Below are 26,449 nucleotides of genomic sequence, written 5' to 3' on the forward strand. Positions count from 1 at the left end.
TCGTAGCCGATAACTAATTATTCGAGGAAAAGAAACAAGTCACCAAGCTACGAAAAAATTACTCGGTGATAGATAACAGATTTCAATCTGGAAAAGTCACCCCCTACTTATGTAATAAATGAACACATAGAACCAATGAGTAGGTAACAAAAATCTGGCATAATAACTAAAACTTATTTGGTTAATTTAGTTTACATACAATAATCGAACAAAAACAGGGACGAGTCCCTGCTTCTCAGTACTATAAACCAGACGGAAATCAGAAAGCTCTTTTTTATTAAGAACTTATATGATCAGTAAAAAAACGAAAAAAGAATTAGAAGGATTCCCTATAATATTATTAAGAGGGACTTAGTCCTTCTTAATAGACTGTTATGCAACAATACAAAGGTATGTTAATGAAAGAAGAATGGATTTTACCTTTTAAAGGAAGAAACGTTTCAACTGCCTTTAATCAAAACTTTCTTTGGAAAAAAGATAATATTTATATAATGGACAATCATCGAGCAGCTTTATGGTGTTGGCTAGAAGAGATTTCTGTTGAAAATAAGTACAACCTATTTCACATAGATGCGCATTACGATACAAGAACTATAGAAAACCAAGAATGGGTTAAAAATTTACCCGACTTAACTAAGATTGACCTACAACAATATCTAGATATTAAAGGTGATGATACAGGCCTAGGAAAACACCCAGCAATCACATGGGATAATTATTTATCGCTTTTTTACTATTTATATCCAGATACATTAGATGAATTATTTACAGCAACACATCTTCAAGGGACCAAACCTGATATTCTATTTGAAGAAGTTAAACCATATTTTTTTATAGAAAACACCAAAGAATATTTATCAACTTACTCAAACAATAAATGGATTATAAACTTAGATTTAGATTATTTTTTTAGTAAGCAAAACGACCAATACGAACTTATGTATTCGGATACTTTTATTGAGGGAGCATTTCAAATAATAAAAGATTCACTAGATAAAGGTATTATTTCGGTTCTTACAATCTGCCTTAGCCCAGAGTGTTGCGGAGGGTGGGAAAAAGCCGAAAGCCTATGTTCTTTACTAACTAAAAAACTAGAAATTGATTTTACCCTACCACCAAATTCTGCTTTGTTAGAAAATAGCTAAATAAAATGCATAACAATTTGCTGCATCGGAAAAACTACTCGCTCTCGCTCGCATTTTTCCGCTGAGCAAGGCGTTAGTGAGTGAAGCACCTTAGATAGAGATACCATGTTAGATTCAATAAAACTGAGAAAGTCTACTTTTGAGTTATATAAAAAAGCAATTATAGAGATTAGCGAATCTGTAAACTTGCTAACATCAAAAAATCTAAATTTATGTATTATCACTTTTACTAGACAATTATTTGAAGTAGCTCGAACTTTAGAAATCCTTGCGGAAAATCACAAACTTACATCTGCATATTACTTGGAAGTTAGAAAAACAGAATTTAATAAAATGCAAAAATCTGAATTAGATGTAGAAGGAAAAGATGAATACATATCAAATTCAATAGAACCAAATATTAAAGAGTTAAACGATTTAATGTCTGCTGACAATGTCGAACTAAACGATTTTGTAAAAGCCAAAAAACTATGGGATGAACAAAACAAAGACGTTAGCTTCTATAACAAGATATCTGAGGGTTTGCACTTAGATATAAATTTTTTAATAGTTCATTACTTGCAAAACAAAGATGTTGCTGAAAAATACAATTTGCAAACAGATTGGGATGAAAATAAAAGGTTACAATTAAGCAAAGAACTTTTCGATCATTGGTTAAGAAGGTGTGACAATGCAATTACAAGCATTACAAATCACTAACAAGTTGCTTAATCAGGGAAAACCTACGCCTTGCTTCGGTTTCCCCTTAGCAAGGCGTTAGACAAATGATAATAATTAGTTTGGAAATAGAATATAATGGAATCCAATGAAAATAAAGATACAACATTAGCAGATGTTATTTCTGAAACTTTATCAGATATAGAAAAGAATGCTCCTAAGTTACAAAATTCCATCCAACAGTTTCATAAATTACTAGACAATTGCCAGAATGAATCTGAAATGCAAAAGTTCCTGGAAGGTTCTTTATACTACTTACCAGGTTTACGAGATTTACATAATGGTGTCATGGAAGACACTATAGTTACAAAAATGCCTCTTGGTTCTGATCACATTACCGATTTTGCATTCGTTTCTAGGAATTCTATGAACATGCAATACACATTAATTGAGATAGAAGATCCTAATAAAAATATATTTACGAAAGGAGATCAGTTTTCATCATACTTTAACCATGCTTTACAACAAATTAAAGACTGGCAACTATGGTTCAATAAAAACGGCACATACTTGGATAAATCATTTAATGACATAGTGAATTACAGGGTTGATACCTCCGATGATTATAAATCTTTTAAGGCTTATTTAGTTTATGGGAGAAGGTCAGAAATAAACAATAGGGTTAGGAAAGATAGATGGCAAAACCTTGAAAAGTCTCTTGGCGAAGAATTAAAAGTAATGAGTTATGATAGACTTGCAAGCAATATAGAGTGTGCATCTAGCAACACCATTGATATTTTAACTGTCTTTCGACACTTTGAATCTTTAAAGTTACGTTCGTACAGAAAAAAAACTTTTTACCCTAAAAATATCTAACAAATTGCCGGATAGGAAAACCAACTCGCTCGCGCTCGTCGTTTTCAGCTGAGCAAGGCGTTATGTGCCCGTGTTCCCCACGAAAAGTACTAGAAAATATATCGCATGAATGACTTTGAATTAATTACAGGTTATACCCCAGGTGTAATTGGACGTGTCTCTGAGTTGCACTCCTTATATTATTTTGAAAATTGGGGATTTGAAGAGTATTTTGAAATCAAAGTAGCAACTGAAATGTCTGAATTTATTTCAAAGTACAATGAAGCTGATGATCGAATTTTTTCTATTGCAGTTAATGGAAATATTGAAGGTTCTATTTCTATTGATGCTTCATCTGAAAAGAATAAAACAGCTCACCTACGTTGGTTTATAGTATCTGATAAGCTCAGAGGTAAAGGAGCTGGAAATTATTTAATGAAACAGGCAATGGGGTTCTGCGAACAAAAAAAATATAGTAATGTTTATCTTTGGACATTTCAGGGGCTAGGGTCGGCTAGACATCTCTATGAAAAATATGGGTTTTCCTTAACCAAAGAAAGCACTGGTAAACAATGGGGTAAAAAAGTAACTGAACAACGATTCGATGCAAACATTTGAATATATAATGTATAACAAGTAACCATACAAGTTGCTTCATCGGAAAACTACTCGCTTTCACTAAGCAAGACGTTATATTAAAAAAGTGCCTATAAGTATGGGGGTGGCCTTAATTTTTTAAATACATTAAGAATACTGAATTAATCTACGATGTACTTCCTTGGCTTTTTGGTAAGCATTACGAACCCCTTAACATACTTCGTATTTAATCCATCCCTAGTTCGACCACTGCGCATCGACAATTCCTTACGGAATCTACGATGTACTTCCTTGGCTTTTGGTAAGCCTCAGAAGGCAACACCAATTTTCCTCAAATGTTGCCTCACATTCTGATGCGCTAACGGCAGTAATCTCTCATCCAAACCACCATACAATTTATCGACAATTGCATTTTCGTCTAAACCACCATTCACCAAATTGATAATTTGCTGTTCGCGTTCTATCCGATGTTGCAAGGTTTGCTCTAGCAAATGAATCCCTCCCATGGGAATTCCGTGTGAGGGAATAATCACTTTGGGATTCATATCAATCACCCGTTGCAGGGTATCGAAATACACCTGCATATCCCCTTCTGGCTCAGGGATTACGACTGTGGTAAATGGCTCGACTAAATCACTGACATAAAACCATGACATATCATCGGTGGCTAAACCGACCATGCCGTCATCGTGTCCGGGGAGTTCGTGGCAAATCACGTCTTTGCCTAACCATGTTGTTATTTTGTCATTTTGTGAAATCGTTTTAATTTCGATGCCGTCTAAATAGTCTTTTCCATATCTGTTTAATAAGCGTTGCTGGGTGATTTTCGAACACAAAATGGGAAGTTTTAAATGACGCGCGAGTTGTGGTGCTCTTTCGTGATGATCGGGGTGGTGATGTGTTAGCAGAATGGCTTCCACGTTGAGATCTTGCAGGGTATTGATGAGCTTGGTTAGAACCTCATCGGATTCAGGAGAAGGATCGGTAATCAACGTTAGACTGCTTTCTTCACCTAATAATAAACTATTGGTGGTATGCGCCGGAGGCAAGGTATTTGATGGTACGGGTATATAGCCCACGCCTTTTAATAATTCGACATAGGGTAATTCTTGTTCTACATCGTATTCCAGATTTAGCTTTGGAATTTCCTGAGTGGTGATATCTTCACACAGGTGTTCGATGGTTCTTACCGTGGGCACGACCATCAGGCTTTCACCCGAGTGGTATTTTTCATTCAGTTCGGAATGCGGCAGCCAACCTGCCCAGGCGATTTCACCATCATCAGCGGCTAACTCGGGTTTTTCTGTTAACACGACTTTGTAGTAGTGCGCGTTGAAACGAAACTTTTCAAAAGGTGGCGTGACTGCGGTGCCCAGTTTTGAGACTTCGGTGACGTTATTCTGACTCATCGCTGTTTCGATGGAGTAACCCAGCTCTTCATCTATTTCGCGGAATAATGCGCCCATTTCATGCGCGGGATACTCTTCAATCAAAGGATGTTGAAAATCGAATTCGTAATCTTCCGGATCGACCTTGCCACCAGGAAAGGCTATGTATCCGGGGAATGCTTTGAGGTAATTTTGACGTCTGATACTGTAAATATCATTCTCGTGGACAAATATCGCTACAACGGCTTCTAACATGCCACCCCCCTACTTAGCATGAGATTGTCATTTCGTTTTTCAGAAATGGACAACTCAGCCGAGGCAAAGCCGAGACAACGTTGGAATGCAATGACGACGACCCGAAGGGTGAGGCGCAGCCGAATATCTATGCCAAAGCTTAGACATAGCTCGCTTGCTAAAGCGACACTATGACTTAGCGTGTATACGGGAGCTTTTTCAGAATTGTTAAAACGCTGTTCCAACTCTTTTATTACGTTAATTATGGTAAAATTCAAAATCAAATATTCCTCTTTATTACTCAAGCAAAGCCAAGGTTTTACGTATGTCCGCACTCGCCAAAACAATCGATTCTACTCTCACTTTAAAAGACCGTATTGCCACGCTCACCTTTGAACGTGACGATGTCCGTAATGCGCTAACGGGCACCACGCTGGTAGATGACATTGTGAATACCGTTGCCTGGGCAAATGCGAATAGTGATGTGTCTGTACTCATTATTACGGGTTCTGGTAAGTCATTTAGTGCCGGTGGAAACATTAAAGAAATGCAGGATAAAACCGGCATGTTTGGTGGTTCTGTTGATGATATCCAAAAGCAATACCGACAAAATATTCAACGCATTCCTTTAGCTATTCATAAAGCTGAAATTCCTATTATTGCTGCGGTTAATGGGGCTGCCATTGGCGCAGGTATGGATCTTAGCTGTATGTGCGATTTCCGTATTGGTTCTACGAATGCGCTATTTGGTGAAACCTTTATCAACCTGGGTATTATTCCCGGCGATGGTGGTGCCTGGTTTTTACAGCGACTCATCGGTTATCAAAAAGCCGCTGAATTAACCTTTACGGGTCGTCTGGTTGAGGCACAAGAAGCTAAAGAGCTTGGCTTATTACTCGATGTTGTCGAGGCCGATAATCTGTTAGATAGAACAATGGAACTGGCTGGCTCCATTGCCTCTAAACCTCCCTTAACGATTCGACACACCAAACGTTTACTGAAACACGCGCAACAACAAGAGTTGCCCGAATTTCTGGAAAACTGCGCTAATGTTCAGGCAATGTGCCATCACACTAATGACCACCATGAAGCGGTTGATGCATTTCTGGCGAAACGAAAGCCTAAATTTAGCGGTTCTTAAGCGGGTGTAATTCGCTCGAAATCGATAATCATTTTTCGGTTTTCTTCTGGAATGGGTTTATTCACATTGGCTTTGTAATCAAACCAGACCAGAATTGCTCTTGAGGTACTAATCAAGGTGTCGCTACCCTTAAGAAAAATAGCGGCATCTAAATCCAGACTGCTATTTCCCATGCGACTAATTCGACAGCCAACGTCTATATCGGAGGGATAATGTAACTGTTTGATATACGCGATCTTCATGTCTGCGTGTATTACACCCGAAGATAGTTCAGGGTCAAAACGCATATCCATTAATGATTCAAAATAACCGAGTCTGGCTGACTCGTAATAACGCGCATACAGGGTATTATTAACATGCCCAAACGCGTCTAAATCTCCCCAACGGGTTGGCATTTCAAAGAAGTAATTAAAGTCAGATCGTTCCATCTGACGATAATCTTCAAGGTGTTTGGTTTCTTCTCCCATGTTAAATCGGCCTCTTTTTTATTGTATGAAACTTAGAACTTTTTGGCTTTATGTGGTGCGGTGGCTCGCCCACATGATTTCATCGGTATTGCTGCGGCTATTCAAAACACGTCCCATGGTAAACAATAAATCCGAGAGTCGATTGATATAACGAATAGCACCGATGATTTGAAATTCACTGGCATTTTCAAAGTCGACATCATTCTTTGCATAAAAGTGCATTAAGGTAACCAGACCGCGCTCAACTCTGCGGCAAACTGCGCGTGCTTTTAAGGCGAGAGCTGCTTCTTTATTTCCACCTGGCAAAATAAACTCTTTGAGTGGTTGTAATTCACCGTTGTATTTATCGATAGACGCTTCCAGATCATCAACGCGGGATACCGTAAAACCATCGAATTCTGGATAGGCAAACATGCCACCAATATTGAATAAATCGTGCTGGATGCCTTGTAGCTCAGCGTTGATTTCAGAATCAAAAGAAAAAGCCACGATTACCCCAATTTCAGAATTGAGTTCGTCAACCTCTCCTATCGCTTGTATTAGCAAATCGTCTTTATCCAGACGAATATTTCCGGCAATGCCCGTTCTACCTTTGTCACCCGTGCGGGTATAAACTTTTGATATTCTATTTCCCATATTTATTTACTCGTTTGTCTCTTCCTGTTTTTTTTGCCTGTTCTTTTACCTGTATAGACAGGCTACTTGTTACAGCTTTTTACATCTTCTTGTAGTTATTCTAGCTTGTTTTTCAGAGAACGCAGGTAATCTGCTGTTCCTAATAATCGACTACCGTACCAAGAGAAGTACATTGCATCGACTAAAATCACTTTTGAATCGGGTAATATTTTCTGCAGCGCTTCAACATGAGATTCTTTAAACGGATAAGGCTCGGTGGATAGCATCACCACATCAGGCTTTTGTTGTTGCAGAATATCTATTTCCGTTTCTGGATATCGGTCTTGATTGGCGAAGATATTTTGCAAGCCACAACACTTCATCATTTCATCAATAAAGGTATCGCTACCCGCAACCATATAGGGCTTTTGCCAGATAAAGTAAGCGGCTGTTTTGTTTAAACCTTTCCCTAGATGACTCATGTCATTATGGATAGTATCAGCCATATTCTTGGCTTTGGTTTCGGCACCTACTAACACCCCGATTTGCCGAATCATGTCTAAGGCGTCATCCAGCGTGACGATATCGCTCATCCAGACAGGGTAATCCTGTTTCAGCTGATTGATTCCGTCTTCGTAGTTTTCTTCTTTATTACCGATAATAAAGTCGGGTTTAAGTTCGGCAATGACATCAAAATTAAACTTTTTGGTACCTCCTACCTTTTTCACATTTTTTACTTTATCTTCAGGATCAGTGCAGAATTTGGTGATTCCGACGACTTCCGCATATAGCCCCAAATCAAACAGTAATTCAGTTTGTGAAGGCACTAAAGAAACGATACGAATCGGCCTGGCAGCCAAGGTGCATGTCTCTCCCATTTGGTCTATCACCGAAATGGGAAAGCTCTGCTGTCGATTTTCTGGCGAATTTAACACTGTTTATTCGGCAGCTTCCCGACGTTTTTTAGCAAGTTCGAGAACGTCCCGTTTTTCAACGTTATCCAACATACCCCATCCTGCAATTTCCTCAATAGCGCGATAGCAACCAACGCAGATGCTATCGTCATCTAAATCACAAATATTAATACAAGGAGACTGTACCGCAGTCTGAAAAGCGCCTTTTTCAGCGCTAGCCTGTTGATTTGATTCGCTCATCTATCAGAAGTTTTCGATGGATAAATCCATGATCGCACCTACGCCCGATTGCACGGTAGTGGCGTAAGCCTCACTGCGTGGCAGGATATGTTCTGCATAGAAACGTGCCGTCAGAATCTTCGTTTTGAAGAATTCATCCGTTGAGCCCGCATCGATTTCACGTTGCGCCGCCAATGCACTTTTCGCCATCAACCAACCACCTAATACAGTACCCATTAGCATCAAGTAATTAACCGAAGCAGCACCAGCGCTATGTGGTGTTTCCATACCTTTTTCTAATACCCATTTCGTTGACTCTGTAACAGCTTTCAATGCCGCAGAAAACTGTGTCGACATAATGGCAAAGTCATCACCCGATTGTGCTTTAAGCGTCGTCTCGAACTCATTCAATTCTGCAATCAATTCTGACACTGTAGCGCCTTTGTCTCTGAGCACTTTACGACCGATTAAGTCACCCGCCTGAATACCGGTTGTGCCTTCATAAATGGTAATGATTCGCGCATCACGCATATATTGTGCAGCGCCAGTTTCTTCGATGAAGCCCATACCACCGTGAACTTGAACTCCTAATGAAGTGACTTCCTGAGCAACTTCAGTACACCATGCTTTAACGATAGGTGTGAGTAAATCCATACGACGACGTTGGAAATCAGCTACTTTCTCATCTGTCGATTGGTAAGCGTGGTCATGTGCACCAGCTGCAACGTAAGCCAAGGCGCGCCCTGCTTCTGTGAATGCCTTCATTTGCATTAGCATACGACGTACATCAGCATGGTGAATAATTGATACTCGACCTTCTGAACCCGGGCTATAACCTTGAGTTCTATCTTTTGCATACGCGAGTGCGTGTTGGTATGCGCCTTCAGATAAGCCAACGCCTTCCATTCCCACTTCTAATCTTGCGTGATTCATCATCGTGAACATGCAAGATAGACCATTGTTTTCTTCGCCGATTAAATAACCAACTGCACCTGTTTCATCGCCAAAGCTCATGACACAGGTCGGGCTCGCGTGAATACCTAGCTTGTGCTCCAGTGATACTGCTTTTGCATCATTACGTTCGCCCAGGCTTCCGTCTTCATTGATCAGGTATTTAGGTACGATAAACAATGAGATACCTTTTACACCTTCTGGTGCATCTGGCAGACGTGCTAACACAAGGTGCGCGATATTGTCTGTCATCTCATGGTCGCCCCATGTGATGAATATTTTAGAGCCTTTGATTAAATAATGGTCCCCTTCTTTGGTCGCTTGTGTACGAACCGCAGAAAGATCAGAACCTGCCTGAGGTTCCGTCAGATTCATTGTGCCTGTCCATTCTCCACTCACCATTTTTGGTAAGTAGGTTTTTTTGATCTCGTCAGAACCGTGAGCATTAATCGCTTCGATAGCTCCTGCCGTTAGCATCGGGCACAACGCAAATGCCATGTTTGATGCATTCCACATTTCAGAAACCGCAGACTGCATTAAGAAAGGTAAACCCTGACCATCAAATTCGGTCGGCTGATGAAGCCCCGGCCAGCCATTTTCTACAAATTGTTGATACGCTTCTTTAAACCCATCAGGATTCACTACCACGCCATTCTCTAATCGAGAACCTTGCTGATCCCCAATATTATTTAATGGTTCGATGACAAGTGAAGCCAGCTTACCTGCTTCTTTCAGGATCGCTTCCACCATATCTGGTGTAGCATCTTCAAACCCCGGGTGTTGTGCTATAGCGTTAATATCTGCCAGTTCTTTTAATACGAACTGCATCTCTTTTAATGGTGCTTCATAAGACATCTAGATTTTCTCTCCTCTGAATTTAATTCAGATTATTATTGGATTCTTTTTCATGACGTTACCATTTCGATAACCTTTCAATAACATCATGGTGTTTGAAATATAGCTTAGCAAGTAATCAAAAAAAATCCCAGATAAATAATTTACGTTTACGTAAACGTAAGATGAAAATGTAACATAAAAACATAGAAAGAATATGTAGTTATGTCAACAATAGGAGCGAGTAAAGCAAACCCAGTCAGTCAAAATAATACGACACATTCAGAGAACCGAAGTTAGCGTATTTATCTTGTGATTCGAATTCCTTTGAGCGCAATACATGGCTATAGGAAAAACGCATATTATCGTGCTGATACGAAAATCCTAACTGAGCATCCAGCACTAGATTCTCTTTATCCACGCTATGGCTATCTTTAAAGGTATTTCCATCAAGAAATATATTTTGCGCAACCGCACGCCCTTCTACTCCACCAAAGAAATACCAGTTATGGTTTTTTGTCGGACTAAAGAATGCACTGCCCGGAAAGCCCGGTTTGATATTAGGAGGGCCAAAATCTGTTTTTAAGTTATCGCCAAAACGAAACATGACTCCGCCGCCCGCATAGGTATAAACATTGCCTAAAGCAAGTACCTGATGGGGTGACCATGAGTATTCCAGACCGTTGTTCAAGCTTCTGAAGTGCTCACTTTTACGTACATAAGTCGCCATTAAACCGAGTTCATCATGCAACTGATTATCCCAACCTTCTGCTGTTTCAGAGCCAGTAATCCGGTGTATTTCTTCCTGTAGATTTCCAGCTTGAGATGATGGCCCAACAATACCTACGGTAAATTCATAAGCATTCATGGCACGGTAGTTAGCCTTATCCTCGTAGACTGCTCCTAAGGAAGCACTTCCATATAACCAGCCAGCATAAGGGCGATCATCTTCGATGACTTCACTCACGGATATATCTTCGGGGGTAAATATTTTTTGTCCGAATGAATATCCGCCACCTTTATTTTCACTGTCTATAAAAAAGGGAAGCTTGTGACTAATATTATCCAGCCACTGCGGAGGAGAATGTCGCTTAGTCCGGTTTACCTGAAGTCCGCTGGTATAAAAACGGTCGTCTCCACCAGACAATAAATCATTCTCTAACTGGACACTCCAATAAACAGGTTCTTTGGTTTTATTGGTGTTTGTGTCGTTGTTGTTTGTATCTGCCTGTGACTGACTAGCGGTTATCAGACAAATAACAAGGGCGGCAATTTTTGGGGATATTCTATTTTTCATGAGTTTACTTTTTTATCGGGTCAAAACAGCAAAAATGGGAGGTTTAAGGCACCCCCATACTTTCAGGCAGTTTTTTCATCACTTAATGCCCGTTATATGTTTATAGAGATAAACATATAACGGCCTGATACTTTAAAACGTTTCTATTTTTTAAATAGATGCAACTAGCCTTAGCTGTCTATTTCTCTGCGGCTTTATGCTTCTGCTTCTGCTTCTGCTTGGCGCGGTTACTTAGCGCTATCTTCTGACAATTCTTTCGCATCGAGAAGTTCTTCAGTTTCACCACCTCGGTGATACCAATCACCCTCACGCATACGCTGAAATACCACGTAAAGCATCGGAATCAGGAAGATACCCACTGTTGAAGCCGCAAGCATTCCCGAAAGAACCGGCAGACCTACCGCGAACATACTGTCAGCACCAGGACCCGTAGAGGTAACCAATGGAATAAGACTCACAATAAACGCAAAAGACGTCATCATAACTGCACGGAAACGTTGATGTGCACCTGTCACCGCAGATTGAAGAATGCTTTGACCTTCGGCGCGCCGTTCTAATGAGAATTCAATCATCAGAATGGCGTTCTTCGCCGCCAGTGCTATGAGCACGACGATACCTATCTGTGCATACAGAACAAAGGTTGAGCTCGTTAGCATTAACGCCAACATGGCTCCCAACATCGCCACTAATACCGACAATAGTACCGGTATTGGAACACTCCAGCTTTCATACAGTGCAACCAGGAATAAATAAGCGAAAAGTAACGCCAAACCTAAAACGATTAAAGTCTGTCCTGATGACTTTTGTTGTTCAAGCGCTTGACCGGTCCATTCAAAACCATATCCATTCGGTAGCGTTTTTGCAGATAAGTCTGCCATCGCCTGCTGTGCTTCACCGTCACCAGCTCCCGCAGCAGCACTACCATTAATGCTAATCGCACGATAGTTATTGTAACGAACCACTGTTCTTGGGCCGACGCCCAAAGTAGCGCGTGCAACCGTCGAAAGTGGAATCATTTCACCCGCACTATTTCTAATCTGTATCGCATAGATAGACTCAGGGCTGGTTCTGAATTCCTTTTCAGCCTGCATACGTACTGTCCAGGTACGACCAAACATATTAAAATCATTGATGTAATATCCACCCAGTGTTGCCTGGAGTGCAGTAAATACATCCGCGAGATTCACACCCAGAGTCTGTACCTTGTCACGATCAATCTCTAGATTAATCTGTGGGGTAGACGCTTCATACGTTGAAAATACACGTGATAATTGTGGCGCCTGATTAGCGGCAACAACGATGCCGCGCATGGTCGCAGCCATTTCCGAAGGTTCCTGACCCTGTAGACCTTCCAGTATAAATTCGAAACCACCCGCCTGACCCACACCTTGAATAGCTGGTGGATTCAGTGCAATGAAGAAACCATCGGGAATGGTAGACAACGATCCGAACAAGCGTCTTACCACTGCTGTAGAATGCATATCAGCTGATTCACGTTCCTCGTAATCTTTAAGACGCACGAATAACACTCCGGCATTTGATGCCGCTCCACCACCGAGCAAATCAATACCAACAACCGCTGTAACACTAGAAACGGCAGATTCCTTTTTGATGACTGCTTCTGCTTTCTGCGCTGCTAGCGTACTTCGATTAAGCGATGCACCCGGAGGCAGATTGAAGATTACCATGATGTAACCTTTATCCTCTGAAGGTAAAAAGCCACTAGGAGTAGACTGGAAAATACTAAAGTTTGCGTAACCAACACCAAAAATGATAACCACGCCTAAAATAGCAACACGAACCAGACGCTTAACGATCGCCGCATAGCCATTTCCGACTTTATTGATACCATTTGTGATACTACGCATGATTCCGCGCGGCTGACCCGGCTTCAAAAATACTGCACACAATGCAGGCGATAAACTCAATGCATTGATTGCAGAGATAACCATTGCCGCAGAAATCGTAATCGAGAACTGACGGAATAAAACACCACTACTTCCAGAGAGGAATGCGACAGGAATAAACACCGATAACAACACCAGCGTTATCGCGATTATCGGTCCGGCAATTTCTCCCATGGCCTTACTCGTCGCCTCCGCGGAGGTCAATTCGGGGTTTTCTTCCATCACCCTTTCGACGTTCTCGACCACCAGTATGGCATCATCAACAACGATACCTATGGCTAACACCAGCGCAAGTAATGAGATGGTATTGACCGAGTATCCAAACGCTAACAGAACCGCGAAGGTTCCTATGACAGCAACAGGAACGGCAATTAAAGGAATCAATGTTGCTTTAAAACGACCAAGGAAAATAAACACAACCAAGGCAACCAAAGCAAATGCTTCAAGCAATGTACCTATAACTCTTTCCATCATCGCAGAGACAAATTCTGCGGTGCTGTAGATAAAGGCGTAACTCACACCATCAGGGAAACGTACCTGAAGTTCTTCCAGACGTTTAGATACAGCCGATGCCACTTCAACCGCATTTGCACCCGGAGAAAGGTAAATACCTACTGGCGCTGCTGGTCGTCCATCGTTGGTAGCGACGGTGTCAAAATTAGCCGCAGAAAGCTCTATTTTTGCCACGTCTTTTAAACGTACTTGAGAACCATCGGTTTGGCTACGAAGGATGACATTGCCAAACTCTTCCGTTGATTTCAGACGACCTTTGGTCGTAATGGTTAACTGCAAACGTTGATCTGAACTCAGCGGCGCTGCACCAATTCTACCAGCCGCAGCCTGCAAGTTTTGCGATTCAATCGCTGCAATCACGTCACTGGATGTCATTGAGAAATCAGCAAGCTTTTGTGGATCAATCCAGATACGCATGGAGTAATCACGCACACCAAATACAGAGGCATCACCTACGCCCGGCACACGTTTCAACTCATCGAGTACATTCAGAGAGACAAAATTACTTAAGAATAATTGATCGTGACTGTCATCTGTTGAACGGAACATAAAGACTTGCAACATATCTGTTGAAACCTTAGATACCGTAACTCCAGTCGAGCGCACTTCCTGAGGTAAACGAGATTCCGCCTGATTCACCCGGTTTTGCACGTTAACCGTATCGATATCCGGATCAGTATCCAAATCAAAGGTTACGTTCAAGGAATATGAACCATCATTAGCGGATGTAGACTTCATGTAAGTCATACCCGTCACACCATTAATGGCATTTTCCAGCGGTTGAGCGACAGACTCTTCCACCGTAAGGGCATCAGCACCAGAATAATTCGCCGTCACTTTAACCGTAGGTGGAGCGATATTCGGGTATTGAGATACTGGAATGACCAGAATTGAAATCAAACCCGCTAGCGTAATTATCAGCGAAATAACGATCGCAAGACGAGGCCTGCGTATAAAGAGATCGAAAATCATGACCGCTTATTCCTTTGTGCTTTTAATGTTGCCAGTAGTGGGCACTGCGCCACTTTGGTCTTCAGCCATTTGCGGGGAGACTTTTCCACCTGGCTTGGCCTTCTGATGACCACTGATAATGACCTTGTCACCCTCTTCAAGCCCAGAATCAATGACAATCAAAGACCCTTGTTGCTCACCCGTGGTGATGCGTTTAATCACAACTTTATCTTCAGCGTCTACCGCTAAAACATAAGTGCCTTGCTGGTCGAGTAAAAGCGCTGCCTGTGATACTACAAGTTTCCTTTCTGGCTGTTTTCTAATCACAGAAACCTGCACTAATTGCTGGTCAATTAACAGACGTTCCGGGTTAGGAATACTGGCACGTACCGTCACCGAATCTGTGGTTGAATTACCTTGTACATTTGTAAATTTGATGGTGCCTTTATGCGCGTAAGTCGAACCATCAGGCAGTTCTAAACTGACATATACGCCGTCTGTTTTTCGTCCCGTTTTACGAATTTCAGTCATTAGCCACTGTGGCACAGGAAAAGAAACATACATCGGGTCTTGAGCAACTAGCGTAACAAGAGCATTGCTGTCTGGTCCTACCAGATTACCTACTGAGTAGGTGGTACGACCGACCAAGCCATTCATTGGGGCGGTAATTCTGGTGTAACCCAGATTAAGTTTAGCGCTGCTTAGTTCGGCTTCGCGGACTTGAACGTTTGCTTGCGCTTGTAATAGCGCAGATTGCGCATCATCCAGAGATGCTTGAGCCAGCGTTCTTTGTTTTACCAGTTTGTTATTCCGATTAAACGTTTGCTGTGCCAAGGTCAATGCGGCTTTGGCACTGGCAAGACTTGCCTCTGCCTGGCGTACTGTAATTTCAAAAGAGTCTCGCTCTATTTCAAACAGTACCTGCCCTTTTTTGACTTCACCACCTTCAACAAATGATTTCTTTTTCAGGTAGCCTTGCACACGTGCACGAATCTGAACCGTATCTACCGCTTCAACGCGTCCGGTAAATGTTCTCTCTTCCGTGACGTCTTTAAATTTTGCCGCTTCAACAATAACCGTAGCGGGTGGAGGAGCCGCAGCCGGAGCCTTGGTTTCTGCACTGGTACTACTGCCACATCCAGAAAGCAAAAGTGAACCAAAAAGGAAAAGCACGAGAAAGTGCATACGAGTCTTAGCTGAATAGCCGTGTTTAACTGTAGTAGACATTGGAATCATTGTTTATTTGCAAAAAGGGAGCAATCGTACAATACAACGTAAGTTGACACACCCAGAAAAGTATTATGTTTCATTAAATATCTGTAATAAAACTATGCACTGACTGTGCAAAAAAATCGCTTAAAGATCATTCATTCATTTAAAATATAAGGTTGGCACCTCCCTACTTATAAGCCGTTTTTTTTAAAACACTTTAAAGCTCTTTAGAAACAAAGACCTAAGAAAATTACTGTAACGAAGCTGCCATCAGAGCAGGTTCATTAACTTATCGTAAGGTTTGGGCATGTGTTAACACACATTATGCATCTCATTATCTGCGACCCAGTATCAGCGACTAATTCACGTGCATTAAAATATTAAAGTCCCTGAGATACCTCCAATAATTTTCAGCGCATCTTTTAACGATCCAATACCCGCTTTCGCACTGATGCTTGAGCTTGCAAAGTCACACGCTGCCAACACCTTGGGCTGCATCGATCCCTTTGCTAACGACATCAGTCTTATTTCAGCTGCTGACGCCTGTTTTATGGGACTTTGATCTGCTGTTCCAAAGTTTTCATAGACCGCATCGACGTCGGTTAACATTAACAACATATCTGCACCGATTTTTTTTGCAAGTAACGCACTGGCTTTGTCTTTATCGATAACCGCTTCAATACCGGTGCTTTTACCTTCTTTGTCACGAACGATGGGAATTCCCCCGCCGCCCGCGCAAATCACAACCACATTATTCTTTAGCAACAACTCAATAATTGGGATATCAGGTATTGAAACAGGGTTTGGTGATGGCACTACTCGACGATAACTGTCACCATCTGCGGCGATACTCCAGCCTCTTTTTGCCGCTATTTTTTCTGCTTCCTCTTTAGTGTAGATTGGGCCAACAGGTTTGCTAGGGTCCTCAAAAGCCGGATCATCCGGATTCACTTCGATCTGTGTCAAAAGCATCGCTACTTGCCGATCGGAAGGTAAGGCATTCTCAAGTTCTTGTTCAATCAAATAACCAATCATACCTTCCGTTTCTGCGCCCAAAACATCCAGCGGATAAGCTTCATCTGGCTTGTATGCAGCACCTTGCAGCGCCAGTAATCCAACTTGAGGCCCATTACCATGAGTGACCACGACCTGATGTCCTGCCGAGATCACTTCTGCTATGGCTTTAGCAGCAACCTTGGTATTTATGCGCTGGTTTTCCATGGTCAGAGGTTCGCCACGTTTCAATAGTGCGTTCCCTCCAAGTGCGATCACAATTAACATAACTAATCTCCCATCATCGATACTAGAACGGCTTTTATAGTATGCATGCGGTTTTCAGCCTGATCAAAAACAATGGATGCTTCAGACTCAAACACCTCGTCTGTCACTTCCATACTATCAAGACCGAATTTTTCTTTCATTTCCATACCGACTGTTGTGTCGGTGTTATGAAATGAGGGTAAACAATGCATAAATTTGGTATTGGGGTTACCCGTTTTTTGCATGAGTTCAGTGTTTACCTGATAAGGACTTAACAAATCAATTCTTTGCTGCCATTTTTCAGCGGGCTCTCCCATTGACACCCAAACGTCCGTGTAAATAAAATCACAGTCTTTCACCGCCTCATCGGGGTTATCGGTGACCAGCAATTTAGCGCCCGTTTGATTAGCGACAGATTGCGCATAGTCGATGATTTCTGCTTGTGGCCAACAGGCTTTGGGTGCACACAAACGCACATCCATACCCAGCTTAGCGCCACCAATAAGTAAGGAATCACCCATATTGTTTTCGGCATCACCGATAAAACAGTAACTGATTTGGCTCATCGGCTTTTCACTGTGTTCGCGCATCGTTAAAGCATCAGCCAAAAACTGTGTAGGGTGATATTCATTGGTGAGTCCATTAAAAACCGGCACCCCAGAAAATTCAGCGAGTTGTTCAACAATGTCCTGACCGAAGCCACGATACTCAATACCGTCGTAAATTCTGCCTAACACTCGCGCGGTATCTTTAATCGTTTCTTTATGACCTATATGGGAACCTGTTGGACCCAGAAAAGTCACATTAGCGCCTTGATCATAAGCCGCAACTTCAAACCCTACACGTGTTCGTGTCGAGTTCTTTTCGAAGATAAGCGCAATATTCTTGCCTTTTAAGCGCTGTTGTTCGGTCCCTGTATATTTCGCAGTTTTTAAATCTGCAGCAAGCTTGAGTAAAAATTTGAGTTCAGTAGGACTGAAATCTCTTACGGTTAGTAAACTTCTATTGCGTAAATTAAATGGCATTTCTATTTCCTTGTTCGAGCATTCGAACATCTATCACCTTCACACACTTCACTCCTTTAATAAAAAATTGGAATAAAGTGTGCGAATTCAGCCTGTAAGTTAATCTTTGAGAATCACTTAAAAAATCGGATCGCGTTGAATCGGACAAGTCATACAATGCGCGCCACCACGGGCACGACCCAGCTCTGAACCTTTAACGGTAATCACCTCAATACCAGCCTGACGTAATTTATCGTTGGTAAATGTATTGCGTTCATACCCAATGACTACACCCGGTTCTAGTGCAAATACATTATTGCCGTCATCCCATTGCTCGCGTTCTCGTTCATAGCTATCACCACCGGTTGCTACTATCTGAAGTTCTTTAACATCCAGACATTCTGCGGCTACTTCAAACAAGGATTTTGACTCTTCACGAATATCGATCGTGCCTTTTGCCTCACCTGGACGTAAGGAATAGCATTTAATGGTTGATGCCACTTCGATGTAGCTGGTTGCAATATCGTGATCACATAAACTAAATACAGTATCCAGATGCATTGCTGAACGCGCTTTAGGCATTTCACATGCAACTACGCGCTGTGCCGCACCTGATTTAAACAAGGATTTAGCAACCTGCCCCACAGCTTGTGGCGTTGAGCGTTCACCCATTCCAATCAATACTGCACCGTTACCGATTGGCATAACATCGCCGCCTTCCAAAGTCGCAGGACCGTGATCGATATCCGGATCACCCCACCAGATGTTCGTTTTTTGTAACTTGAACAGAGGATGAAAATGATAGATGGCTGCCATCAACAAGGTTTCTTGTCGACGTGCCTGCCAATGCATTGGGTTGAGGGTTAGACCGTTGTAAATCCAGCAACTGTTGTCACGAGTAAAAATCATATTGGGAACGGGTGGAATCACAAACCCTTCTGAACCCAGATAATTTCCGAACATGCCATGTTGCTTAAAAGGAAGGTCATGAACCGCAATACCACCGATGAGAAATTGAGCCAGATCAGCATCACTCATCTCATTTAGCCAACCCCGTAATTCATCAATCATGCCGACTCCGACATGGTCTTCGGTGATACGTCGATCTAATACCCAGGCTCGTCCCTGCGGTAATGAAAGAACTTCAGCAAGTAACTCATGAACATCGAGCACTTCTACACCGCGTTCTGTCATTCGGTCACAGAATTCAGCGTGGTCTTTTTTTGCCTGATCTACCCAAAAGACATCATCGAAAAGGAGATCGTTACAATTCATCGGTGTTACACGGGTGTGTGCCAAACCAGGTCGACAAACAATCACTTTATGTAACTTTCCAACTTCGGAATGTACGCCTAGCGTTTCTGTTATGTTATTAGACATTTTGTTTACCTTTTATTTACCTTTGTTTGTTTGAATACTTGTTAGAAAATATTTTGTTTGAATATTCGTTTAAGTATTTAATTAAATAGTCATTAGATTGTTAAGGATCAGGCCATCGCGCCAAAGCTCAGTACAGCCATAATCAAAATGGAAAGAATGAGCAATAAAGGCCAAACAAACTTCAACCACTTTTCATAAGACACCCGACCTATTGCAAGACCACCAACCACAACCGCTGATGTTGGAGTCACCAAATTGACAAGACCACAAGCAGACTGGAATGCAGTCACAACGAGATCACGACCTACACCGGAAAAGTCCCCAAGTGGCGCCATGATGGGCATACTTAATACTGCTAGACCTGAAGTTGAAGGAACAAAGAATGAAAGTAATACTTCAATCCAGTACATGATGTTGATGAAGAGAATATTGGAAAAGCCTTTAATCGCCTCTGCTGAGGTATTCAAAATGGTATCGGTCATGTGACCTGCATCCATTATCACGACGATGCCGCGCGCAACTCCGATAATTAAAGCAACCCGAAGAAGGTCACGAGCGCCATCAACAAATGAGTCTGTGAAACCTTTTTCACCTACCCTGCCGATCACACCAATAATGAGTGAAGAGGCGAGAAATAGAACGGCCATTTTAGCCATCCACCAGCCTTGTGTTGCCACACCCCAAACCATGATTCCGAAGGTCGCGATAAACACCACTAAAATCAGTTTATGCGTGGTGGTTAGAACCGCATCAGGTGCTGCTGCAAATTTCAGGAAATGGTCTTTATTACTTTCTTGCTGTTCTGCAACCAGTGATTTTGAAGGGTCTTTACGAACGCGTTCCGCATACCACATTACATAAGCGGTACAAATCAACCAGCCGACACCCAGAATGATTAATCGCAAGTCCATGCCTTCGGTAAAGGGAATTCCCGCAGCATTTGCCGCAATAGTGGTAGAAAATGGATTGATCGTAGAGCCTAAAACACCGATGCCCGCTCCCAGCAAAATGACTGCGACACCGGTTAAAGCATCATAGCCAGCGACGATCATAATTGGGACAATCAGGATATAGAACGCCATTGTTTCTTCTGCCATGCCGTAGGTAGTACCCCCAGCGGCGAACAGCGCCATCATGATCGGTATCATCCATTTCTCATGGCCTTTCAGAGCAGCCATGGCGCGTGCAATCCCAGTGTTTACAGAACCTGTTGAATTGACAACACCCAAAAAACCACCCAGAACTAATACGAACATAACCACATCAATCGCATTGGCTGTGCCAGAGTCTGGATCGTAGAAACCCTTTATCGGTGCCATCAAAACATCAAAGATACCTTGAGGGTTGGCATCTACCGCGTGATAGGTTCCAGGTACTGGAAGATCTTTACCGACTGACTCACTCGCAACACGATCGAATTCACCTGACGGCACTATCCACGTCAGCGCTGCCATAACGATAATCAAACCAAATAGAATCGTGAGTGCACTCGGGAATTTGGATTGAATGGCACTGACTAAGCCAGCTTTATCATTGGCTGTGGAGGGAGTACTTTCTGTTGAAGTAGTCATTTGAATTTCCTCTAAAGTTTTGTAAACACAAATAAAAATAATTTTTAACAACTTGTGATGACAAACTTTATTCTCCGGGGAGAGGCTTTACTATTCGTAAATGTGCGTATTAAAGTACGTACTTTGCACAGATATAGTGCATTTGAATTACGTACTAGACGGCAGAATGCGCCAAGCCTTTTTTCAAGATTGTTTCAAAGACGTATTCCAACAAGATTGCAAAGAGTTATGCAGTAGAACACTTATAGTTTGCTAGAAAAAACCCGTATAAGTGGGGGGGTGCCTTTTGTTTTAAACTAGATCTGGACTAGATTTAAACCTGATGGAAACCAGGTTTTAGACGGAGCTTTCGACGAGGTTTCCGGCAAAGCTATCAATAAAAAAAACAAATAGAACGCACAAATAAATGTACATCAAATATTGTCAAAACCATGAGGGACTAACTATTCAGGATACGCGCTAACAACTTCTCTTTTTAAGCTCGTTTTCTGAGTTAGCTAGGTCTGACAATATTTGATGCACTGACTGCCTAATTCAATGACTAAGTTACTAAATCTCTAAGCTATCAAATCACTGTGCGTTTAACTTACGTTGCATCCAGCCCATGTATAACAAAGCCCAGCCATCAAAAAACAGACTGATAGATATATACAAACCAACAATCAACAGTGTTGATTCAGGCCAACCGACCAGAAATAAGATGGCGAGAGCTAATGAAGTGACGCCGTTAAATATCATCCAACCCCAACCTACTAATGGCCGTAACATATAAGCAAAGGTGAAGCTACCGATGGCATCGATAATGAGATAAATCACTAGCAATACGCCAATTGCCGCAACCCCATCCAAAGGGTAAAACAACATAACGCCACCTGTGATGAGTAGCATCAATGGTTTCACCCATTGAGTCCAACCGTATAACTTGTATTTAAAGGTATGCACCAGCCAGAAAATACTGCCTACCATTAATAAACCGGCAATAAATATTGTCGCCTGCAATGCCATGATTTCCGGGAGTAAAACGCCAATACACCCAAGCGCTATCAGTAATATCCCTGTAATAACGGAGAAGCTACCAAATTTTGGCAGTGTTGCCATAACCTCCAGTTGTTGCTGATGAATATCTCCATCGTGTGTTTCGTGACTGTTTATTGATATATGTTTCATGATCTTGTCCTTAAAAATGCACCTAAAAATACTTCTTAAAATATTCCTAAAATGTTAGAAAAATACACTTAAGACATGTTTATATAATGATACTTATTCACATATTGAAACAGTCGATGTTGTACGTAATTATGCTGTGGAAAATACGTACAAAGTCACCCCCCTACTTTGGGGCACTTTTTTTGCAGTACTTTTTTCTGCAGTACTTCTTTTTTTACAGAACTTATTTGAAAGAAAACGAAAGCCCCACATAAACAATAAAATATATAAATCACGTTAACGTATTCCATCAGACGTAACTTCTTTGAAAAAAACTGAATTCCTTTGACTTATATCCACAAGTCGTCACTGACTTCGTTGTTATTATTGGGAACTTCTGTTTTAGAAGTACAAATCTAAAATACAAAAACACACTGAGAAAAATGCCTAGAAATAAACTCATACAAACAGAGAATAATCAAACACGTGATAATGTCTTTGAAAATATAGCCGACCATCTGCCTGGAATGGTTATTCGCTGTATGAATAATAAGCAGTGGGATATGTTATTTATCAGTCGTGGGGCTTACGAACTGACAGGTTATACTGCAGAAGAGTTGATGTCTGAAAATGGTCAAAAATTCTCTTTATTAATTTTTGAAGAAGATCAGGCGCGTATCTGGCAAGAAGTACAAACAGCGGTCAAACAGGAAAAGCCTTTCGAAATTATTTATCGTTTTAACAGCAAAAATGGCAAGCAGAAATGGGTCATGGCGAGAGGTCAGGCTATCTGCACGGATAAGTACTACGAGAATCCCAAAGCCGCTACTTCTGAACTCATTCTAGAAGCCATCCTGCTTGATATTACCCAGCAAAAACAGACCGAACTTGAACTGCGACAAAACAAAAAATTACAACGCAGTATTCTGGATTATTCGATTGAAGGCATTCTGATCCATCGCGACTTGAAGCCTCTGTTTATCAATCAATCATTTTTAAAAATGCTGGGCTACGATAGTTATCAGGAATTATTGAAGTTAGATTCCATCACTTCACTGATTTCACCACCATTTCGTGAAAGCATGAAGACCTTTGCAGAGGCTCGAATGAAAGGCGAGGATGCCCCGGAAGAATATGAATTCGAAGCTTTGCACAAAGATGGCACGAAACGCTACTTGGAAATCAAGTCAAATGTCATTGACTGGCATGGAACACCCGCCATATTAAGTACCATTTTTAACATTACACAACGCAAAATTGCTATGGAACAGGCAAAACAACAACGTGAGCAATTAGCCCACACCAATAGAATAAATATGATGGGTGAAATGACGGCAGGAATTGCACACGAACTTAATCAACCACTTACTGCCATTGTTAACCGTTGTTCTGCGGCAAAAAACAGAATCGAACGCGATAATCCAGACCTGGAAAAAATTAAAGAAGCTTTGATAAGTATCGAAGAACAGGCAATGCGCAGTGGCAAAATTATTAAACAGCTACGATCGATGGTGAAATCAAATAATTCCCAACTAGAAAAAATCAACATCAACGAGCTACTCAATACCTGCCTTAAATTCTTTCAAATGGAAGGTCTGTTTCATAGCGTCGATATCATCACCAATATTGCTCCTAACCTGCCAGAGGTAAAGGGTGACCCGATTCAGATACAACAAGTGGTATTAAACCTGATTCACAATGCCAACGATGCGATGCAACACATCCCCAAGGATGAGCGCTGTTTAACACTAACCGCCTTACAACACGATGACAGCGCTGTTCAAATTTCTGTAAGTGATTGCGGAGAAGGTATCGAAAAAGAACAGGAGACCAAGCTATTTGACTCTTTCTTTACCACCAAAAGCACCGGTATGGGCATGGGTTTATCCATTTGTCGTACGATTATCGATTCGCATAATGGACAACTCTGGTTTAGCCAAAACCCCGAACAAGGCATAACGTTTCGTTTTACTCTGCCTATTCATACCGCTAAAGAAGAGTCTAAAAATCAAACAGATAACATTGAGTCGAGGGAATGATAATGACTAATCAAACACAGACTGTATTTATTGTCGACGACGATCAAGCCGTTCGAGATTCATTGGCAGATTTAATGGATTCAGTCGGTATCAATGTAGAAACCTATGCCACTGCCAATGATTTTCTGGGTCAATATACTTCTGATCGTTTGGGTTGCCTGATACTGGATATACGTATGCCGGGTATGAGCGGTTTGGAGCTACAACAGGAATTGATTCGACGTGATACTGTGTTACCTATCATCTTCATCACGGGTCATGGTGATGTGCCTATGGCGGTTCAGGCAATACAGGCTGGCGCATTAGATTTCATTCAAAAACCGTTTCGGGATCAGGATTTACTTGACCGTGTTAACTACGCATTGAAAAGCTGTGACTCTCAACAAAATAATCAGCAACAAACGCAATCTGTGAAAAAACATATTCATAACCTAACGCCACGAGAGCATCAGGTCATGGAAATGATTGTTGAAGGTAAAGCCAATAAAGTGATTGCGATTGACCTTGGATTGAGTCAACGCACTATTGAGGTTCACCGTAAGAACGTGATGCAAAAACTAGAAGCACGCTCATTGGCTGAATTGGTTAGAATTGTGACTCAAACCGGACTGGCTTAAGCCACCCCCCTACTTTAAGGGCATTTTTTTATGAGTTTATTTAGCGCGTACTAAAAACCAGGTCGAATACAAAATGTGCTATCCGATCTGATTATCCTGGTTAAGGCTATCCTCGTTATGATTGTCTTAATCTAATCTGCTACTTTCTCAAATTGATCCATTGCTTCGATCACATGTGTGGCATACATAACGCTGGGGCCACCACCCATAAGAACAGCAACGCCTAGCGCATCGGTTATCTCTGCGCGCGTAGCACCGGCTTTCATCGCATCATGAGTGTGAAACGCAATACAACCATCACAACGAGCTGTCACTGCTATGGCTAATGAGATAAGTTCTTTAGTTTTAGTATCTAAAGCACCATTTGCAGAACCTGCCGCATGAAGCGCACCAAAGGCTTTCATGACATCTGGTTGGTCTTGAGATAAAACACCCATATTGCCTTGAATTTTTTCCAACTGTTGTGGGTAGGTTAATGTGCTGGGTAGTTCACTAGTCATTTTAATCTCCTTAATTTCACTAATTTCTGTATTCCAGTTTCTGGGTTTAAGTACTTATTAAGCACCCTCTTTCATCACCATTAATTTTAATACCAGGCAAAGATCCGTTTATTGAGATAGGTTATGAAATTAAACGTTTGTTGTATTTAAAGGTGTATTTAAAGCTTTTTTTTTGATGTGTTTTTCTGAAAAATTCATCCGTTTGAAAATAGTGAATACAAGAAAAGAAAGATAAAGAAATGAAAGGCACCACCCTACTTTGAATGATATTAGGTTTTTGTTTTCTAAAAACCTAAATAGAGCCGAGCTTGCGAGACAAAAGCTTTAGCTGACCCTTTAGGGTGAGGCGTAGCCGAATAATTTATGCAGAGCTAGGGCCTTTTTATTTCGCCGTTTGAAATAACCAAAAGAACTTATTAAGAGGCTACTGCTTGGCTGAAGCCATACGGAATCCATGCCAAAGTATCACAAAATATGATCAAACAACCCTGTTTCATATCGATCAAATTACCTCAGCCTTATTCGCAAAATACGTAACTACATACGCACATCTACGGATTAAAAACGGCTGGATTTAACCTTACAATCTCTACTGAAAGTAACTTAGAGATATAAGGAAATAACATGAAAAAGTTAGCAATAGCGGTATGTGTTTTGGCGGCAGTTAATCTCACTGCGTGTACACAATACAAAAGCATGAAACATGAGAAGCAAAAAGAGTATCTGATTGAGGATACAATTAATGCGACAGATCCAAGCGATCGAGCAGCGATCATCACCAGTAAAATGGTTGAAGCGCTCGGACTGAATGAAGCGCAAAGAGTTAAAGTGGCACTGCTCAACGAAGACTTTTCAAATCGTTATAGTGTTCTTGCGGCGTCTAACAACCCCAAAATCAACAAACGTAAAGAATTTATTAAACTCACCGATGAGAAGAACCAAGAACTTAAAAAGGTTTTCAATAATGCTCAGGTGACAAAGTGGAATGAAATCCGAAAAGAATTTTGGGATGAATATCGCATGCTTTAACTAATC

The 26,449-nt window shown here is 41.5% G+C and carries 23 protein-coding genes; 8 read left to right on the top strand and 15 right to left on the bottom strand.

What is annotated here, in order from left to right:
- Positions 1-398: 398 nt before the first annotated feature.
- The 4 genes from EV695_RS10325 to EV695_RS10340 all read left to right on the top strand — a co-directional run bounded on the left by EV695_RS10325 (position 399) and on the right by EV695_RS10340 (position 3,275).
- Entirely contained in the window at positions 399-1,145 is a 747-nt protein-coding gene (locus tag EV695_RS10325) for a peptide arginase family protein (protein WP_165874678.1), read from the top strand.
- A 105-nt stretch (positions 1,146-1,250) separates the two neighbouring features.
- Positions 1,251-1,844, top strand: a complete 594-nt coding sequence (locus EV695_RS10330; RefSeq protein WP_131905842.1) for a hypothetical protein — start codon at positions 1,251-1,253, stop codon at positions 1,842-1,844.
- Positions 1,845-1,940: 96 nt separating this feature from the next.
- Entirely contained in the window at positions 1,941-2,678 is a 738-nt protein-coding gene (locus EV695_RS10335; protein WP_131905843.1) for a Shedu anti-phage system protein SduA domain-containing protein, read from the top strand.
- A 105-nt stretch (positions 2,679-2,783) separates the two neighbouring features.
- Positions 2,784-3,275: a GNAT family N-acetyltransferase gene (locus EV695_RS10340; RefSeq protein WP_131905844.1), complete on the top strand. Its 492-nt coding sequence runs from the start codon at positions 2,784-2,786 to the stop codon at positions 3,273-3,275.
- Between the two features lie 287 nt (positions 3,276-3,562).
- Here the strand turns inward: EV695_RS10340 and EV695_RS10345 are convergent, their stop codons facing one another.
- Positions 3,563-4,897: an MBL fold metallo-hydrolase gene (locus EV695_RS10345; protein WP_131905845.1), complete on the bottom strand. Its 1,335-nt coding sequence runs from the start codon at positions 4,895-4,897 to the stop codon at positions 3,563-3,565.
- Positions 4,898-5,201: 304 nt separating this feature from the next.
- Between EV695_RS10345 and EV695_RS10350 the strand changes: the two genes are divergently transcribed.
- Positions 5,202-6,017 carry an enoyl-CoA hydratase-related protein gene (locus EV695_RS10350; RefSeq protein WP_131905846.1) on the top strand — a complete coding sequence of 272 codons (816 nt, stop codon included), beginning with the start codon at positions 5,202-5,204 and terminating at the stop codon, positions 6,015-6,017.
- Here EV695_RS10350 and EV695_RS10355 read toward each other — a convergent pair.
- The 13 genes from EV695_RS10355 to EV695_RS10415 form a co-directional block, all read right to left on the bottom strand.
- The gene (locus EV695_RS10355; protein ID WP_131905847.1) at positions 6,014-6,484 is read right to left on the bottom strand and encodes an acyl-CoA thioesterase; all 471 of its coding nucleotides are present in this window, start codon (positions 6,482-6,484) and stop codon (positions 6,014-6,016) included. The genes EV695_RS10350 and EV695_RS10355 overlap by 4 nt on opposite strands.
- Before the next feature lie 48 nt (positions 6,485-6,532).
- On the bottom strand, positions 6,533-7,120 hold the full coding sequence (locus tag EV695_RS10360) for a cob(I)yrinic acid a,c-diamide adenosyltransferase (RefSeq protein ID WP_131905848.1): 588 nt from the start codon (positions 7,118-7,120) through the stop codon (positions 6,533-6,535).
- Between the two features lie 95 nt (positions 7,121-7,215).
- Positions 7,216-7,977, bottom strand: a complete 762-nt coding sequence (locus EV695_RS10365) for an ABC transporter substrate-binding protein (protein ID WP_131905849.1) — start codon at positions 7,975-7,977, stop codon at positions 7,216-7,218.
- Between the two features lie 60 nt (positions 7,978-8,037).
- Positions 8,038-8,253 (bottom strand): DUF1289 domain-containing protein, encoded by a 216-nt coding sequence (locus tag EV695_RS10370; RefSeq protein WP_131905850.1) that lies wholly within the window; start codon positions 8,251-8,253, stop codon positions 8,038-8,040.
- Positions 8,254-8,256: 3 nt separating this feature from the next.
- Positions 8,257-10,038 (bottom strand): acyl-CoA dehydrogenase C-terminal domain-containing protein, encoded by a 1,782-nt coding sequence (locus tag EV695_RS10375; protein ID WP_131905851.1) that lies wholly within the window; start codon positions 10,036-10,038, stop codon positions 8,257-8,259.
- Between the two features lie 238 nt (positions 10,039-10,276).
- Positions 10,277-11,314 (bottom strand): lipid A deacylase LpxR family protein, encoded by a 1,038-nt coding sequence (locus EV695_RS10380; RefSeq protein ID WP_131905852.1) that lies wholly within the window; start codon positions 11,312-11,314, stop codon positions 10,277-10,279.
- 227 nt (positions 11,315-11,541) lie between these two features.
- A complete protein-coding gene (locus tag EV695_RS10385) occupies positions 11,542-14,706 on the bottom strand; it encodes an efflux RND transporter permease subunit (RefSeq protein ID WP_131905853.1) in 3,165 nt (1,054 codons plus the stop codon).
- Positions 14,707-14,712: 6 nt separating this feature from the next.
- Entirely contained in the window at positions 14,713-15,912 is a 1,200-nt protein-coding gene (locus EV695_RS10390; protein ID WP_165874679.1) for an efflux RND transporter periplasmic adaptor subunit, read from the bottom strand.
- 357 nt (positions 15,913-16,269) lie between these two features.
- A complete protein-coding gene (arcC, locus tag EV695_RS10395; protein WP_131905855.1) occupies positions 16,270-17,178 on the bottom strand; it encodes a carbamate kinase in 909 nt (302 codons plus the stop codon).
- A gap of 2 nt (positions 17,179-17,180) precedes the next feature.
- Entirely contained in the window at positions 17,181-18,182 is a 1,002-nt protein-coding gene (argF, locus tag EV695_RS10400) for an ornithine carbamoyltransferase (protein WP_131905856.1), read from the bottom strand.
- A gap of 117 nt (positions 18,183-18,299) precedes the next feature.
- Positions 18,300-19,541, bottom strand: a complete 1,242-nt coding sequence (locus EV695_RS10405; RefSeq protein WP_131905857.1) for an arginine deiminase — start codon at positions 19,539-19,541, stop codon at positions 18,300-18,302.
- A 107-nt stretch (positions 19,542-19,648) separates the two neighbouring features.
- Positions 19,649-21,112 (bottom strand): YfcC family protein, encoded by a 1,464-nt coding sequence (locus EV695_RS10410; RefSeq protein ID WP_131905858.1) that lies wholly within the window; start codon positions 21,110-21,112, stop codon positions 19,649-19,651.
- Between the two features lie 570 nt (positions 21,113-21,682).
- Positions 21,683-22,279 (bottom strand): HdeD family acid-resistance protein, encoded by a 597-nt coding sequence (locus tag EV695_RS10415; protein ID WP_207907042.1) that lies wholly within the window; start codon positions 22,277-22,279, stop codon positions 21,683-21,685.
- Between the two features lie 422 nt (positions 22,280-22,701).
- Between EV695_RS10415 and EV695_RS10420 the strand changes: the two genes are divergently transcribed.
- Together EV695_RS10420 and EV695_RS10425 are read left to right on the top strand one after the other, a co-directional pair.
- Positions 22,702-24,297 (top strand): PAS domain-containing sensor histidine kinase, encoded by a 1,596-nt coding sequence (locus EV695_RS10420; RefSeq protein WP_131905859.1) that lies wholly within the window; start codon positions 22,702-22,704, stop codon positions 24,295-24,297.
- 2 nt (positions 24,298-24,299) lie between these two features.
- On the top strand, positions 24,300-24,914 hold the full coding sequence (locus EV695_RS10425) for a response regulator transcription factor (RefSeq protein ID WP_131905860.1): 615 nt from the start codon (positions 24,300-24,302) through the stop codon (positions 24,912-24,914).
- Positions 24,915-25,045: 131 nt separating this feature from the next.
- Here EV695_RS10425 and EV695_RS10430 read toward each other — a convergent pair whose 3' ends face one another.
- Positions 25,046-25,414, bottom strand: a complete 369-nt coding sequence (locus tag EV695_RS10430) for a carboxymuconolactone decarboxylase family protein (RefSeq protein ID WP_131905861.1) — start codon at positions 25,412-25,414, stop codon at positions 25,046-25,048.
- A 624-nt stretch (positions 25,415-26,038) separates the two neighbouring features.
- On the opposite strand from EV695_RS10430, the gene EV695_RS10435 reads away from it, so the two are divergent.
- Positions 26,039-26,443 (top strand): hypothetical protein, encoded by a 405-nt coding sequence (locus tag EV695_RS10435; RefSeq protein ID WP_131905862.1) that lies wholly within the window; start codon positions 26,039-26,041, stop codon positions 26,441-26,443.
- Positions 26,444-26,449: the final 6 nt, after the last annotated feature.

Origin of the sequence: Cocleimonas flava, from assembly GCF_004339015.1 — a bacterium.
GTDB lineage: Bacteria > Pseudomonadota > Gammaproteobacteria > Thiotrichales > Thiotrichaceae > Cocleimonas > Cocleimonas flava.